16 protein-coding genes are annotated in these 14,304 nt (G+C 59.1%); 2 read left to right on the forward strand and 14 right to left on the reverse strand.

What is annotated here, in order from left to right:
- Window positions 1-41: 41 nt before the first annotated feature.
- The 5 genes from BCF11_RS25400 to BCF11_RS25420 form a co-directional block, all read right to left on the reverse strand.
- A complete protein-coding gene (locus tag BCF11_RS25400; RefSeq protein ID WP_098497691.1) occupies window positions 42-296 on the reverse strand; it encodes an acyl carrier protein in 255 nt (84 codons plus the stop codon).
- Between the two features lie 25 nt (window positions 297-321).
- Entirely contained in the window at window positions 322-582 is a 261-nt protein-coding gene (locus BCF11_RS25405) for a phosphopantetheine-binding protein (RefSeq protein WP_098497221.1), read from the reverse strand.
- On the reverse strand, window positions 569-1,348 hold the full coding sequence (locus BCF11_RS25410) for a 1-acyl-sn-glycerol-3-phosphate acyltransferase (RefSeq protein ID WP_098497222.1): 780 nt from the start codon (window positions 1,346-1,348) through the stop codon (window positions 569-571). Before BCF11_RS25410 ends, BCF11_RS25405 begins: the two co-directional genes overlap by 14 nt.
- Window positions 1,341-2,162, reverse strand: coding sequence for a beta-ketoacyl synthase chain length factor (locus tag BCF11_RS25415; RefSeq protein WP_098497223.1), 822 nt, complete (start codon window positions 2,160-2,162; stop codon window positions 1,341-1,343). The genes BCF11_RS25410 and BCF11_RS25415 overlap by 8 nt, the downstream gene beginning before the upstream one ends.
- 425 nt (window positions 2,163-2,587) lie before the next feature.
- On the reverse strand, window positions 2,588-2,779 hold the full coding sequence (locus BCF11_RS25420) for a DUF1289 domain-containing protein (protein ID WP_098497224.1): 192 nt from the start codon (window positions 2,777-2,779) through the stop codon (window positions 2,588-2,590).
- A 272-nt stretch (window positions 2,780-3,051) separates the two neighbouring features.
- On the opposite strand from BCF11_RS25420, the gene BCF11_RS25425 reads away from it, so the two are divergent.
- Both BCF11_RS25425 and BCF11_RS25430 read left to right on the forward strand, forming a co-directional pair.
- Window positions 3,052-3,717, forward strand: a complete 666-nt coding sequence (locus tag BCF11_RS25425; RefSeq protein WP_098497225.1) for a TetR/AcrR family transcriptional regulator — start codon at window positions 3,052-3,054, stop codon at window positions 3,715-3,717.
- Window positions 3,718-3,752: 35 nt separating this feature from the next.
- Window positions 3,753-4,334 (forward strand): TIGR00730 family Rossman fold protein, encoded by a 582-nt coding sequence (locus tag BCF11_RS25430; protein ID WP_098497226.1) that lies wholly within the window; start codon window positions 3,753-3,755, stop codon window positions 4,332-4,334.
- Window positions 4,335-4,395: 61 nt separating this feature from the next.
- Here the strand turns inward: BCF11_RS25430 and BCF11_RS25435 are convergent, their stop codons facing one another.
- The 9 genes from BCF11_RS25435 to BCF11_RS25475 all read right to left on the reverse strand — a co-directional run bounded on the left by BCF11_RS25435 (window position 4,396) and on the right by BCF11_RS25475 (window position 14,245).
- On the reverse strand, window positions 4,396-5,631 hold the full coding sequence (locus BCF11_RS25435) for a cystathionine gamma-synthase family protein (RefSeq protein WP_098497227.1): 1,236 nt from the start codon (window positions 5,629-5,631) through the stop codon (window positions 4,396-4,398).
- A gap of 157 nt (window positions 5,632-5,788) precedes the next feature.
- Window positions 5,789-7,306, reverse strand: coding sequence for an amidophosphoribosyltransferase (purF, locus tag BCF11_RS25440; RefSeq protein WP_098497228.1), 1,518 nt, complete (start codon window positions 7,304-7,306; stop codon window positions 5,789-5,791).
- Window positions 7,307-7,394: 88 nt separating this feature from the next.
- The gene (locus tag BCF11_RS25445; RefSeq protein ID WP_098497229.1) at window positions 7,395-7,883 is read right to left on the reverse strand and encodes a CvpA family protein; all 489 of its coding nucleotides are present in this window, start codon (window positions 7,881-7,883) and stop codon (window positions 7,395-7,397) included.
- 81 nt (window positions 7,884-7,964) lie between these two features.
- The gene (locus BCF11_RS25450; protein ID WP_098497230.1) at window positions 7,965-8,921 is read right to left on the reverse strand and encodes an SPOR domain-containing protein; all 957 of its coding nucleotides are present in this window, start codon (window positions 8,919-8,921) and stop codon (window positions 7,965-7,967) included.
- Window positions 8,922-8,976: 55 nt separating this feature from the next.
- Window positions 8,977-10,287, reverse strand: a complete 1,311-nt coding sequence (folC, locus tag BCF11_RS25455) for a bifunctional tetrahydrofolate synthase/dihydrofolate synthase (protein ID WP_098497231.1) — start codon at window positions 10,285-10,287, stop codon at window positions 8,977-8,979.
- A gap of 67 nt (window positions 10,288-10,354) precedes the next feature.
- On the reverse strand, window positions 10,355-11,227 hold the full coding sequence (accD, locus tag BCF11_RS25460) for an acetyl-CoA carboxylase, carboxyltransferase subunit beta (RefSeq protein ID WP_092415597.1): 873 nt from the start codon (window positions 11,225-11,227) through the stop codon (window positions 10,355-10,357).
- 115 nt (window positions 11,228-11,342) lie between these two features.
- The gene (gene trpA / locus BCF11_RS25465; RefSeq protein WP_098497232.1) at window positions 11,343-12,140 is read right to left on the reverse strand and encodes a tryptophan synthase subunit alpha; all 798 of its coding nucleotides are present in this window, start codon (window positions 12,138-12,140) and stop codon (window positions 11,343-11,345) included.
- Between the two features lie 95 nt (window positions 12,141-12,235).
- Window positions 12,236-13,501 carry a tryptophan synthase subunit beta gene (gene trpB / locus BCF11_RS25470; RefSeq protein ID WP_098497233.1) on the reverse strand — a complete coding sequence of 422 codons (1,266 nt, stop codon included), beginning with the start codon at window positions 13,499-13,501 and terminating at the stop codon, window positions 12,236-12,238.
- Between the two features lie 69 nt (window positions 13,502-13,570).
- Window positions 13,571-14,245 carry a phosphoribosylanthranilate isomerase gene (locus tag BCF11_RS25475; RefSeq protein ID WP_098497234.1) on the reverse strand — a complete coding sequence of 225 codons (675 nt, stop codon included), beginning with the start codon at window positions 14,243-14,245 and terminating at the stop codon, window positions 13,571-13,573.
- Window positions 14,246-14,304: the final 59 nt, after the last annotated feature.

Consider the following 14,304-nt stretch of genomic DNA (forward strand, 5'->3'; position numbering starts at 1 on the left):
GGCAGGCGCTCTTGATTTGGCTGTTAGAGTCCACTGGCGCCTTAGCCGGCATCCTCTGCCAGCAAGGCAGCCAATGCATCGACCACGTCTTGCACCGTGCGCACCGCCTTGAACACATCCGGCTGCAAGCGCTTGCCGGTCAGCTGCTTGAGCTTGACCACCAGATCCACGGCATCGATGCTATCGATATCCAGATCGGTATACAGATTGGCTTGCGGCGTTACCTTGTCCTTGTCGATCTCGAACATTTCATGCAGCACATTCACCAGCCACAGGTAGATCTCTTCCTTGCTCATCGAATTGGTCAACATCGTCACACCGTCATTTCTTTCTATTGCTGGCGATCATCGTGGCCAGCGTGCGCACTGAAGCAAAATGATTACGGGTCTCGGTCGAATCCGCCGACAACGAGATGCCGTATCGCTTTTGGATCGCCACGCCGAGTTCCAGCGCATCGATCGAGTCGAGGCCGAGGCCGTCGACGAACAACGGCGCATCGTTAACGATGTCGGCCGGAGTGATATCTTCCAACTGCAGGACATCGATGATGACCTGCTTTACTTCTTCTTCAAGCTGCTGCATGGACTTGGCTTTCTTTCCTAAAATAATCCTGCAAATACGCGGTCAAATGCCTGGCAGCCAATACTTCGCTGCCGGATCTGGCAAGAAACTCGTGAACGTCGATATCGTCTTTTACTTCAATGCTGAAATGCGCGGCGACCGGAGGCACCTGCCACCATTTGGCGCCCTTGCCCAAGGTCGGCGGCAAGCACCGGATCACCACCGGCGTCACGTTCGACAGGCTGCGCACCGCGATGTTGGCAGCGCCGCGCTTCAGATTGATCTGGCCGTCGCCGGCAGTGCGCGTGCCTTCCGGAAAGATGATCAGGTTGCTGCCGCGCCGCAAGGAAGTGATGCAGCTTTCCACCAGGCCATTGCCGTCGTCGTTGCTGATGTAGCCGGCGGCGTTCACCGGTCCGCGCGTGAACGGGTTGTCCCACAGCCGTCCCTTGACGATGCAGTCGGCGCGCTTGACGAAGGCCATCAGGAATACCGTATCGATCAAGGTCGGATGATTGGCCAGGATCAGCAAACCTTGCCGCTCCAGGCGTTCCAGGCCGCTGATATCGTAATTCAGCACGCCGAGCCAGCGCATGAGGCCGACAAAGCCGCGGAACACCCAGCGAATCACCCGGCGCGCGATCAGCCGGCGCAACTGGTGTTCCCAGATGATCAGATTCAGCAGTGGAAACACCAAAGCGCGCAAGATCAGGCCGCCGATGGCGAACACCACGAAACTGGCGCCGGTGGCCAGCACCCGCCAATAGCGGTTGAGGCGCTTAAGCATGCTGTCCCCGCAGCCGCTGCCAGCGCCAGCGTTGCTTATCCACAGTACGCAGCAGTTCGGCTTGCCGGCGCAGATAAAATGCCAGCAACTCCAGGCCGGCTGGTTGGCGCGCGCCCTCAGCATCTTCGCTGCCTGACCCGGCCGTGTTTGACTCTTTGCTTGACTCTTGTTGCATGGCGTTTGCATCATCCTCGTCCCGGTTCCCCCAGGACAGCGCGATCACATCGCTGGATTCCGTGGTCACCGCCTGCACCAGCCAGGCCCAGGCAAAGGGCTGCTCTTGGCAATCTTGAAATTCGTGAAACAACGCTGGCAACACACCGTCGTAGATCACCAGCAGCACCTCGGAAGCGCCGTCCGCCAGCAAGCCGCAGGCTTCGATCACCGCGTGTTCGACGCCTGCATGCCCGGCTGCCAGGGCAGCATGGCTGGCCTGGTCCTGGCGCGCGATCGAAAACAGGCCGGCAGCGGCGTTGTGGACGGACAGGCTGAAAGAAGCGGGAGACAAAGGCTGGCCATCCGCGAGATCGGCAAGCAGCTCGACCGAACGTATGCACTCGCCATGGCGCGAACAAAACACGGTCGGCACACCAACCCGGCCATCGAGGCAGCGATAAGCGGTTTCCAGCGCCATTCTGCCGGTGAAGCCAGCGCGCCGGCGCAGCATGGCAGGCATCGCCGCGACCGCGGCTTCGCGCTCGCCTGCAATGACATACGGCTGCTCAGCCCATGCCGCCCAGGCAGCGGCCGTGTCTAGCCCCGGCGCCCATGCAGCATGCGACGCGATTGAAAATCTAACTCCCCCGAGTTCCATCTACCACTCCCCGACAACCATTGAATCGATTTTATTTTTTGCCGGCAGCCCAGGGAGCCGAACCGACGGCAATTTATCTATTTTGCGCGGCATTATAATCTATATGCCACAGAGAAATATTACTAATTGCCCAATATCACAAACTTTAACCATTGTTTGCAATTATTCATGACTCTGCCTGTTTTTGCGGCAAAATATACAGTAAGTTACAGTTGGTTATACGCTTAACTTGAGCGTCACAATACGCAAGAAATTGAACAAAACTGAGCAAGACGGATAAATAGTCATCATTGTGACGACCAAAAACAACACTATGATTTTCTGTGGCATGACAAACAACACAAACACCGGGCCTGGCACAAGACGGGCGGCGACAAAAGATGCATTCAAGCCGCAGGGTAGCCGTAAGCGCCCTGGTTAGCGCATCAGCCCTGGCGGCGCGGATAACCCTCGGCGGTAATCCGCTGCCAGACCTTGTTTTTTTCTTCCTCGGTCATGAAAACCCAGTGCGCCACCTCATTCACGGTGCGGCCACAACCGCGACAGACATCGTCGAAGGTGGTCGAACAGACCGCTACACAAGGGGTGTCGGGACGTTGCGGGGGAGAATCTGACATGCTGACCTTTATAAAAATAAAACGCGGGAACGCTTGCCATCAAGCGCCGCCCTGCCCCTCATTTTATAACAGCGCCTGTCCGCGCGACCCCTATTTCAGGTTCGATGGCAGCCGCGGCAGGAAGTTCGGAGCGGATAAAATAAATGCTATTACTATCATTTCAGCAATGCATCTACGACGATAGGCACGAAGCAATATACAATCTTTGCTGAGCCAATTTATCAATCTGGTAAAACGGCATTGCGGACAGAACATCAGAAAGAAAACAAGTCATGGAGCAAAAGGCGCCACGTCGCACCCGCGAAAAAATCATGGATCTGTCGTTGCGGCTCTTCAATGAGTTCGGCGAACCCAACATCACCACCACCATCATCGCCGACGAGATGAAAATCTCGCCGGGCAATCTGTATTACCATTTCCGCAACAAGGACGATATCGTCAATTCGATTTTCGTCACCTTCGAGGAAGAAATCAGCCGCATGCTGGCCATGACGCAGGGGCAGCGCCCCACCATGCATGACGTCTGGCACTATCTGCATCATATGTTCCAGCTGATCTGGCGCTACCGCTTCTTTTACCGCGACCTGAACGATCTGCTGTCGCGCAACCGCACCCTGGAGCTGCACTTCAAGGAAATCTTCGGCCACAAGATCGCCGTCGTCCGCGAACTGTGCCAGGGCTTGCACGAAGACCAGGCGCTGGATGCCAGCCCAGCCGAGATCGATGCGCTGTCGTCCAACATGGTGGTGGTGGCCAGTTACTGGCTGTCTTACCAGTATGTCCTGAATCCGCGCCAGTACACTGAACAGCCGGTGGTGGACCATGCGCTGGCCAGCGGCTGCTATCAGGTGCTGGCGCTGATGCAACCCTATCTGCGCGGCGAAACGCTGACCCATTTCGAAGAATTGAAAACCAAATACCTGCAAAGCAACGCCTGATCGGCGGCTCAACAAATACCGGCCTGAATACCACCATGAAATCTCTCTGCATCTATTGCGGCTCTTCTCCCGGCGCCACGCCGGTCTACGCGCAGGCGGCGCGCAGCCTGGCGCAAACCATGGTCAAGCAGGAAATCGCGCTGGTCTACGGCGGCGGCAATGTCGGTCTGATGGGCGTCATTGCCGACGAAGTGATGCGCTTGGGCGGCAAGGCCACCGGCGTCATTCCCGAGGCGCTGCTGAACAAGGAACTGGGCCACAAGGGCTTGACGCAACTGCATATCGTCAAGGACATGCATGAGCGCAAGGCGATGATGGCGGAGCTGTCGGACGGCTTTATCGCCATGCCTGGCGGGATCGGCACGCTGGAAGAATTATTCGAGGTATTTACCTGGGCGCAGCTGGGCTTTCACCAGAAGCCGATCGGCCTGCTGAACGTCGATGGCTTTTATGACGGTCTGCTGCAATTCATCCAGCACATGGTGTCGCAGCGCTTCCTCAAGGGCGAACAGGCTGGGCTGCTGATGGCGGAAGCGCAACCTGAAGCGCTGCTGCAACGCTTCAGGTCGTTCGTGCCGCTGCACGTGCCGAAGTGGCTGGACCGCACCACCATCTGAAATGCAAACGGGGCGGCTGCCTGGCAACCGCCCCGCTCTAATCTTCCCAACCGCAGCCGGCTCAGGCCTGCAGCGCCTGCTTGAAATCCGCCACCAGGTCGGCCGTGTCTTCGATCCCGATCGAGACCCGGATCAGCGATTCGCTGATGCCCATGGCAGCGCGCCGCTCTGCTCCCATCTCGTAGAAAATGGTGTGCGCCACGGCAATCACCAGCGTCCGGTTGTCGCCCAGGTGGGTGCCGGAAATCGCCAGCTTCAAACGGTTCAGATAGTCGAAGCAATCGATTTCCGGCTTCAATTCAAAGCTGAACAGATAGCTGTTGCTGCGGAACAGCTTAGCCGCCAAGGCATGCTGCGGGTGCGACTCCAGGCCGGGGTAATGCACGGCGGCGACGCGCGGGTCGGCTTCCAGCATTTTAGCCACGGCCAGCGCGCTGGCGCTGCTGCGCTCCATGCGCAAGGCGATGGTCTCTGCGCCGACAGCAATGTGATGCGCCGCCTCGGGGCCGAGCGACGCGCCGAAATCGCGCAGGCTCTTGGCGCGGATCTGCGCCAAGGCCCACTGCGCTTCCGGATTGCGCTTATAGGCATCGTAGATATTAGGGAAACGAGTCCAGTCAAACAAACCAGTATCGGTCAGCGCGCCGCCCAGGGCATTGCCATGGCCGCCGATCGACTTGGTCAGCGAGTTGACCACCAGGCCGGCGCCGACCGCTTTCGGCTGGAACAGATAAGGCGAAGTCATGGTGTTGTCGACCACGAACAGGATCCCGCGCGCGCGGCACAGCTCGCCGATGCGCTTGAGGTCCGCAACCTGGGTGCGCGGATTGGCGATGGTTTCGACGAACACCATGCGGGTCGCCGGCGTCAGCGCCGCTTCCACCTGCGCCACATCGGTGGCGTCGACCATACTCACCTTGCCGCCCTGGCCGCCGAAAGTTTGCCACATGCTGGCGGTATTTCCGAACAAGAACACCGACGACACCACGTGATCGCCCTCGCGCAACAAGGCCTGGATCAGCGCGCCGATGGCCGCCATGCCGGAAGCGAAACAGATGGTGGCAAGGCCGCCTTCCATTTTAGTGACCTTGTCTTCCAGCGCTGCAACCGTAGGATTGCCCTGGCGGCCGTAGCGATAGCCCGACTGCTTGCCCTGGAATACCTCGGCCAGCTGGCGCGCATCGCTATAGCCCCAGGTGACCGAGGTGTGGATCGGCTTGTGCGGGGCGCCATGCTCAATGGTCTTCTGACGGTCGCTGTGCAGGATGGTGGTGGTGAAGCCGTATTTTTGCGTCATATTGGATTTTTACCTGTCATGCCTTTGTCCGCGAAAAACGCGAAAGGCACGAAAACCAGCCGAATGAGGGAAATCATTAACGGGTATATTCGTGCCTTTCGTACTTTTTACAGATCAGGTTTTTAAGCTGAATATTGCATACGTTCAGAAAACAAGATCAGTCGACTTGCGCCAAGCTCAAATTCAGCTGCGAACGCACCGCATCTTCGCTTTCCGGCTTCGGATTGTTGCGGGCAAACTCGATGCGGTCGAGGTAGTCGCGCGAAATATCGCCGGTGATGTAGTTGCCGTCAAAGCAGGATGCCTCGAAATTCCTCAGCAATGGATTGACATCGGAAATCGAACGCTTGAGGGCGTCGATATCCTGGTACACCAGCGCGTCGGCGGTGATCTCGCGGCACACTTCTTCATCGCTGCGGCCGTAGGCGATCAGCTCGCCGCGGGTCGGCATGTCGATGCCGTAGACGTTCGGGAACTTGACCGGCGGCGCCGCCGAAGCGAAGATCACGCGCTTGGCGCCGGAGTCGCGCGCCATCTGCACGATTTCACGGCTGGTGGTGCCGCGCACGATCGAATCGTCGACCAGCAGCACGGTCTTGCCCTTGAATTCGGAGCCGATGGCGTTCAATTTCTGGCGTACCGACTTCTTGCGGATCGCCTGCCCCGGCATCAGGAAGGTGCGGCCGATGTAGCGGTTCTTGATGAAGCCTTCGCGGTATTCGATGTTCAGCTTGAGCGCCAACTGGATGGCGGCCGGACGCGACGAGTCGGGAATCGGCATGACCACGTCGATGTCGCCGCTGGAGAATTCGCGCTTGATCTTGTCGGCCAGGTACTCGCCCATTTTCAGGCGGGTGGCGTACACCGAAGCGCCGTCGATGATCGAATCCGGACGGGCCAGGTAGACGAACTCGAACGCGCATGGATTCAGGGTCGGATTGTCAGCGCATTGCTGGTTATACATCTGGCCATCGATATCAATGAAAATCGCTTCGCCCGGCATGACGTCGCGCAGGAAGCGGAAGCCCAGGCCTTCCAATGCGACCGACTCGCTGGCGATGACGTATTCAGTACCCTTGTCGGTTTCGTTGGCGCCGATGCACAGCGGACGGATGCCGTAAGGATCGCGGAAAGCCAGCAAACCGTGGCCGGCGATCTGCGCCACCACGGCGTAGGAACCGCGCACCCGCTTGTGGACATTGGCGACCGCCTTGAACAGCACGCCCGGATCGAGCGAATAGCCAATCGTGGCTTGCTGGATTTCATGCGCCAGGACGTTCAGCAGCACTTCGGTATCGGAATCGGTATTGATGTGCCTGCGATCGTTCTTGAACATCTCGATCTTCAGCTGCTCGGCGTTGGTCAGGTTGCCGTTATGCGCCAGGATGATGCCGAACGGGGCATTGACGTAGAACGGTTGCGCTTCTTCTGCGCTGGCGGTGCCTGCGGTCGGGTAGCGCACCTGGCCGATGCCGAAATTGCCCGGCAGCGAACGCATGTTGCGGGTACGGAAGACGTCGCGCACCAGGCCGTTGGCCTTGTGCATGAAAAATCCGTTGCCATGGTTGGTTGCAATGCCCGCTGCATCCTGGCCGCGATGTTGCAAAAGCAACAAGGCGTCATAAATGAGTTGATTGGCGGGGTTGTGGGAAGCGATGCCGACTATGCCACACATGGTGGACTCCTAAACAATAAACAATCCGATACGGCTCAATGGCACTTGCGCGCAAGCCATGGGCGCAGGCAAGTCCAGTACAGCAAATTCAAAACTTCAAATGGCTCGCAAACTCCCCCGGCAAATAGGGGATGGCAGTTCGCGCGGCGGTTTCCGCCAGTGGGCTCAGCATCGCATCGCGCCAGAAAGGCTGTTGCGGAATTGCCGTAGCACCACACACCAGGACCGCCGCCAGCACGATCACCAGGCCGCGCGCCAGTCCGAACACCACACCCAGCCCATGATCCACCAGCCCCAGGCCACTGGCCTTGATCAAGGCGTCGAGCGCCATGCTCAACAACATCATTAATAACCTTACGCCAATAAACAGCGCCAGGAAAGCTACGATTAACCGCGTTACATTCCCTGGAATCGCGTCGGGGAGCAATTCTGCCAGATTTTGGCCGTACGCGTTGGCAACAATCAAGGCGATCACCCAGCTTGCCAGGGACAGGATTTCCTTCACCAGACCGCGCAAGGTGCTGATCACCACCGAGCAGATCAGCACGAACAACACCAGATAATCGAAAATTGTCACGCGGCTCGAGGGTTTCTGATCAGTAGTCTATATGGCGCAAATGACGCGGAAATCAAGCTGCCTGTATCAAGCTATATCTATTTAGCCCGGAATCAAACTGCCGTTAAGACCCAGCTTGGCCAGCTTGGCGCGTGCCTTCTCTGCCTCTTCCTTGCTGCTGAACGGACCGACCCGGATGCGGATGCGCTCGCCGGCCGCGGTCGGGACTTTTTGCGTATAAGAATGGATGCCGGCGTCTTTCAGCTTGCCCTGCAGTTCATTGACCTTGTCCTGCGACGCCAGCGCGGCGACCTGCAGCACGAACTTGCCCGGCTTTTTCTCGGGCGCCGGCGCGGCGTCGCTGCGGCCATCCAGGATCGCCAGCGCACGCGCGGAATCATCATTCTTGTCGGCCGCCGGCTCCGGCTTCGGCTTCGCTTCCACTTTCGGCTTGGCTTCCGGCTTCGGCTTCGCTTCAGGTTTAGCTGTGGCCGCAGGCGCTACTGGCTTCGGCGCCGGCATTGGCGGTGTCACAACGGCAAGACTGTCGGGCGCCGCAGGCTTGACGGCGGCAGTTGCCGGCGCCGTTGCAGCCGGAGTTGCAGCTGCCGGCGGTTTGACGGCCACCACAGGGGGAGTACTGCTGGCAGGATCGACTATTTCTTCCTGCTTATCGAGACCGCTGCTATTGACGGAGGCTGCCGCACTGGCAGAAGCGCTAGCCGCTTGCGTGTCGCGCGAAGGAATCTGGATCGCAATATCATCCACCAGCGGCTTCGGTTCGGAATCGAGGATCATCGGCAGTACGATTACGACCGCCAGCACCAATGCTATTGCACCCACCAGACGGCGACGGGCGCGCTTCTTTTCCGGCAGGACCGGATCCACCGCTTCGTTCTGCTGATTGGCCGCCTTACCAGTCCTGGCTTTGCGCGCGCGTAGGGGCAATTCCGCCTGTTCGGCATCGGGACCGACTCCAGTATCGGCCTTGGAACGATAAACACCCTGGTCGGGGTCGGTTTGCTGCTTGTTTTTGCGAAGAAAAGAGAACAAACCCATGCGATATATTTTGCTAGCTAGTCAGCGGCCAGAAACCATGGCCGCCGATAAATCGTCAGTGAAATCCGGACTTTCTCGCCGCCATTACGCCAGCTACAGTCAGGAACGATCCGAAAACCACAATTCTATCATTCTCACCTGCCCTGCCTAAGGCATTTGCATAGGCTTCCGCGGGAGAATCGAAACTGCTGATGCTGGATTGCGCATCCGGTCCGGCCTCGGGATGGACACCCGCTTCCAGCAAACGTTCTTGCAATTGCTCGCCGCTGGCGGCGCGCGGCAGCGGCAAGGCGGTCAGGCACCAATGGTCGATGCGGGTCTTCAGTTGCCCGACGATGCCTTCGATATCCTTGTCCAGCATGGCGCCGAACACCGCATAGGTGTAAGGGTGAAAGCCCATATTGTCGAGATTTTGCGCCAGCGTTGCAGCCGCGTGCGGGTTATGCGCCACATCCAGGATCACCAGCGGCTGGCCAGGCAACACCTGGAAACGGCCCGGCAGATCCATCATGACGAAGCCGCTGCGCACCTCCTGTGCGCTGACCGGCAATTGCTGCCGCAGCGCCTCTAAAGCCGCCAGCGCCGCCGAAGCGTTCAGCAGCTGATTGGCGCCGCGCAGGCTGGGATAGCCCAGCGCATTGCGGCGCTGGCCGCGGCCGCCGTAGTTCCACTGTTGCTTGTCGCCGGTATAGTTGAAATCGCGCCCCAGCAGCCAGAGATCGGCGCCGATCGCGTTGGCGTGGTCGATCAGAGATTGCGGCGGCACCGGATCGCTGCAGATGGCAGCTTTGCCCGGACGGAAAATGCCGGCCTTTTCAAAGCCGATTTTCTCGCGCGTATCGCCCAGGTATTCGGTGTGGTCGATATCCACGCTGGTGACGATGGAAACGTCGGCATCGACAATATTGACGGCGTCGAGACGGCCGCCGAGGCCGACTTCCAGGATCACCACATCAAGTTTGGCCTCTGCCAGCAGGTGCATGATGGCCAGGGTGGTGAATTCAAAGTAAGTCAGGGAAATCTCGCCGCGCTGCGCTTCCACCGCTTCAAAGCTGGCGATCAGGGCGGCGTCCGAGGCCGATTCGCCGCCGATGCGGGCGCGCTCGTTGAAGTCGAGGAAATGCGGCTTGATGTACAGACCGACCTTGTAGCCGGCGCGCAGCAGTATCGATTCCAGCATGGCGCAGGTCGAGCCCTTGCCGTTGGTGCCGGCCACCATGATCACCGGGCAGGCAAATTGCAGCTGCAGTCTTTCCTTCACCTGCACTACCCGGTCCAGGCCCATGTCTACGGTTTTGAAATGGCGCGACTCCAGCAGCGCGAGCCAGTCGGCAAGCGTCACAGGCTTGGCGGAAATATTTGACATTTTGACATCCAGCTAAAAACAAAAGGCCTGAACCGGCGACAGTTCAGGCCTTGGAACAGGCTTTACATCAGGCGATGGATTCGGCCGGCTGATCTTGCAACAACGCCAACAAGCGGGCGATTTCTTCACGCATTTTGCGGCGGTCGACAATCATGTCGACGGCGCCCTTGGTGACCAGGAATTCGGCGCGCTGGAAGCCCTCAGGCAGCTTTTCACGCACGGTGTTCTCGATCACGCGCGGACCGGCAAAACCGATCAGCGCTTTCGGCTCGGCGATCACGACATCGCCCATGAAGGCGAACGAAGCGGAGACGCCGCCCATGGTCGGGTCGGTCAGGACGCTGATGAACGGCAGCTTCTTTTCCGACAGCTTGGTCAGCATGGAAGTGGTCTTGGCCATCTGCATCAGCGACAGCAAGCCTTCCTGCATGCGCGCGCCGCCGGTGGCGGTAATGCAGATGAACGGTACTTTCTGCTCCAGCGCAACCTGGGCGCCGCGCACAAAACGTTCGCCGACAACCGAGCCCATGGAGCCGCCCATGAATTCGAATTCAAACGCTGCCACCACTACCGGCAGGGTCATGATCGAACCGCCGAGCACGATCAGGGCATCGGTTTCGCCGGTGGCGTCCATCGCTGCCTTGAGGCGGTCAGGGTATTTTTTGCTGTCTTTGAATTTGAGCGTGTCGATCGGCAGCGTTTCCTGGCCGATTTCATAGCGGCCGCCTGCATCCAGCAGCGCGTCCAGGCGTTCACGCGCGCGTATCCGCATGTGGTGATCGCACTTCGGGCAGACATGGATGTTCGATTCCAGGTCGGTGCGATACAGCACCGCTTCGCAGGATGGGCACTTGACCCACAGGCCTTCAGGGATGGACTTGCGGGTAGCCGAGTCACTGCGCTGAATGCGCGGGGGTAGTAATTTTTCTAGCCAGCTCATGGAGCGACCTCCTTCAGATTTTTTTCTTGCCGAATTTTACCTTTATCCCTGCATCAGCGAAATAGCTAATCAAAGATAGATTACATGTCATTAATGCACCAAAAGATGTCAAAAATCACTCATCCAGCGCTTTTCTGATTCCTGACAAGAAACTTTCCACTGCTGCGACAGCCTGTGCAGGCGGCGTATTCTCCAGTTCCTGGATGATACGGCTGCCGATGACAATGGCGTCCGATACCTGCGCCACGGCCTTGGCAGTGGCGGCGTCGCGGATGCCGAAACCGACGCCGATTGGCAGTTTGACATGCTTGCGGATGGCTGCTACGCGCGCCGCCACCTCTGCCGTGTCGATATTGGCGGCGCCGGTTACACCCTTCAATGACACATAATACGTGAATCCGCCGCCGACCTTGGCAACCTGCTTAATCCGCTCTTCGGTCGAGGTCGGCGCCAGCAGGAAAATCGGATCCATGCCGTTGGCCTGCATTTTCTCAGCGAATTCTTCGCACTCTTCCGGCGGATAGTCGACCACGATACTGCCGTCGACGCCAGCTTCTTTCGCAGCGGCAATGAAAGCATCGACGCCCATCCGCTCCAGCGGATTGGCATAGCCCATCAATACTACCGGCGTGCTGCTGTTGGTCTGGCGGAACTCGCGTACGTAGCCCAAGACGTCATGCAGGCTGACGCCAAACTTGAGCGCTCGCTCGCAAGCGCGCTGAATCACTGGCCCTTCCGCCATTGGATCGGAAAACGGCACACCCAGTTCCAGGATGTCGGCGCCGCCCCTGACCAGCGCGTGCATCAGCGGCACGGTCAGTTCCGGCGCCGGATCGCCGGCGGTGATGAATGGGATCAAGCCTTTTTTATTGGCGGCCGCGAGTGCGGCCAAGGTAGTCTGGATTCGGGACATAGGATTTATCGAAATTTATCGAAATGGATTGCGTTGTGGGGAGCTTGCGCGCTTGTGCCGGGCCGCGGCGCTGCCGGCCCGGACCTGGTCACGGATCAGGCCAGTTTCAAGCGTTCGGCAACAGTGTGCATGTCCTTGTCGCCGCGGCCGGACAAATTGGCCAGGATGATCTTATCCTTCGGCAAGGTCGCCGCCAGCCGCGCCGCATACGCCAGCGCATGGCTGGATTCTAGCGCCGGGATGATCCCTTCGATACGGCAGCAGGTATGGAAGGCCGCCAGCGCTTCGTCGTCGGTCACGGTTTCGTAAGTTGCGCGGCCGGAATCCTTGAGCCAGGCATGCTCGGGACCCACGCCCGGATAATCCAGCCCGGCGGAAACCGAATGGGTCTCGATGATCTGGCCGTTTTCATCTTGCAGCAGATAGGTGCGGTTGCCGTGCAGCACGCCCGGCGAACCCAGCGTCAGCGAAGCGGAGTGCTTGCCGCTGGCCAGTCCCTCGCCCGCGGCTTCCACCCCGACCAGCGCGACATCGTGGTGATCGATATACGGATAGAAAATCCCCATCGCATTCGAACCGCCGCCAACGCAGGCGACCACATGGTCAGGCTGGCGCCCGGCCATTTCCGGCATCTGCGTCAGGCACTCGTTGCCGATCACCGACTGGAAATCGCGCACCATCATCGGATAAGGATGCGGGCCTGCCACCGTGCCGATGATGTAGAAAGTGTCTTCGACATTGGTGACCCAGTCGCGCATGGCTTCGTTGAGCGCGTCTTTCAGGGTCTTGGAGCCGGATTCCACCGGCACCACCTTGGCGCCCAGCAGATTCATGCGGTAGACGTTCTGCATCTGCCGCTTGACGTCTTCGCTGCCCATATAGACCACGCATTCAAGGCCGAAGCGGGCGCAGATGGTGGCGGTGGCGACGCCGTGCTGGCCGGCGCCGGTTTCCGCGATCACGCGCGGCTTGCCCATGCGCCGGGCCAGCAAGGCCTGGCCGATCACGTTATTGATCTTGTGGGCGCCGGTGTGATTCAAATCCTCGCGCTTGAAATAGATCTGCGCGCCGCCCATCTGCTCGGACCAGCGCTTGGCGTGGTAAATCGGACTGGGGCGGCCGACGAAGTGTTTCAGCTCGCTGTGGAATTCGGCCAGGAATTGCGGCTCGTTCTGGTATTTGGCGTAAGCCTGCTGCAATTCGCTCAGGGCCAGGGTCAAGGTTTCCGAGACGAAGCTGCCGCCGTACATGCCGAAGTGGCCTTTGGCATCCGGCAAATTGTATTGCGCGCTCTGGCGCAAGGTGCTGGCGGCGAGCGGCTGGCGCTCGGCGTATTGCTCGAGTGGGGTGAACTCTTTCATGATCTGTCTCTATAAAGGTGTGCCGGTTTGCCGATCCAGGCAATGCTGCAGCTATCTTTGCCGCTGCAGCTATATCTCGCTCGGATCTGCATCCGCCTGCCGTATCGCGGCAATGAATGCGCGAATCTTGGAGGCGTCCTTGATGCCCTTTTCTTGTTCGACGCCACTGCTGATGTCGACCGCAAAGGGACGTACGCGCCTTACCGCGTCAGTCGCATTGTGCACGCTCAAGCCACCACTTAAAACGACCTGAGGCGCGAGCTCTTTTGGGATGAGAGACCAATCAAATACCTTTCCACTGCCACCGTAAGCTTCTACCAGGGTATCCAGCAGCAATCCTCTAAACAGACGGCTGCCGGCTTCGTAGGCCTGGGCATATTCTATCAAATCTGCGGCCAAGGTTGTATTTCCAATGCGCATGGCGCGGATAAATGGCCGGTTGACTGCCGCCGCCAGCGCCGCGCTGTGCTCTACCGTTTCATCGCCATGGAATTGCAGCAGCGATACCGGCGCCTCGGCCACGATGTCCCGCAGCTGCGCCGCCTCGGCATTGACAAACAAGCCGACGGTGGTGATGAACGGCGGTACCGTGGCGATCAGGGCCGCGGCTTGGCTGGGCGTGACGTAGCGCGGGCTCTTGGGATAGAACACGAAACCGAGCGCATCGGCGCCCGCTTCCACGGCCGCGCGCACGTCCTGTTCGCGGGTCAGGCCGCAGATCTTGATTCTGGTACGGTGGCTCATGGGCTGGTCTATTCAACGAAACATCAACAAACACACTATATCATCCTGCCGGCATGACA

Origin of the sequence: Collimonas sp. PA-H2, assembly GCF_002564105.1 — a bacterium.
Taxonomy (GTDB): Bacteria; Pseudomonadota; Gammaproteobacteria; order Burkholderiales; family Burkholderiaceae_D; genus Collimonas.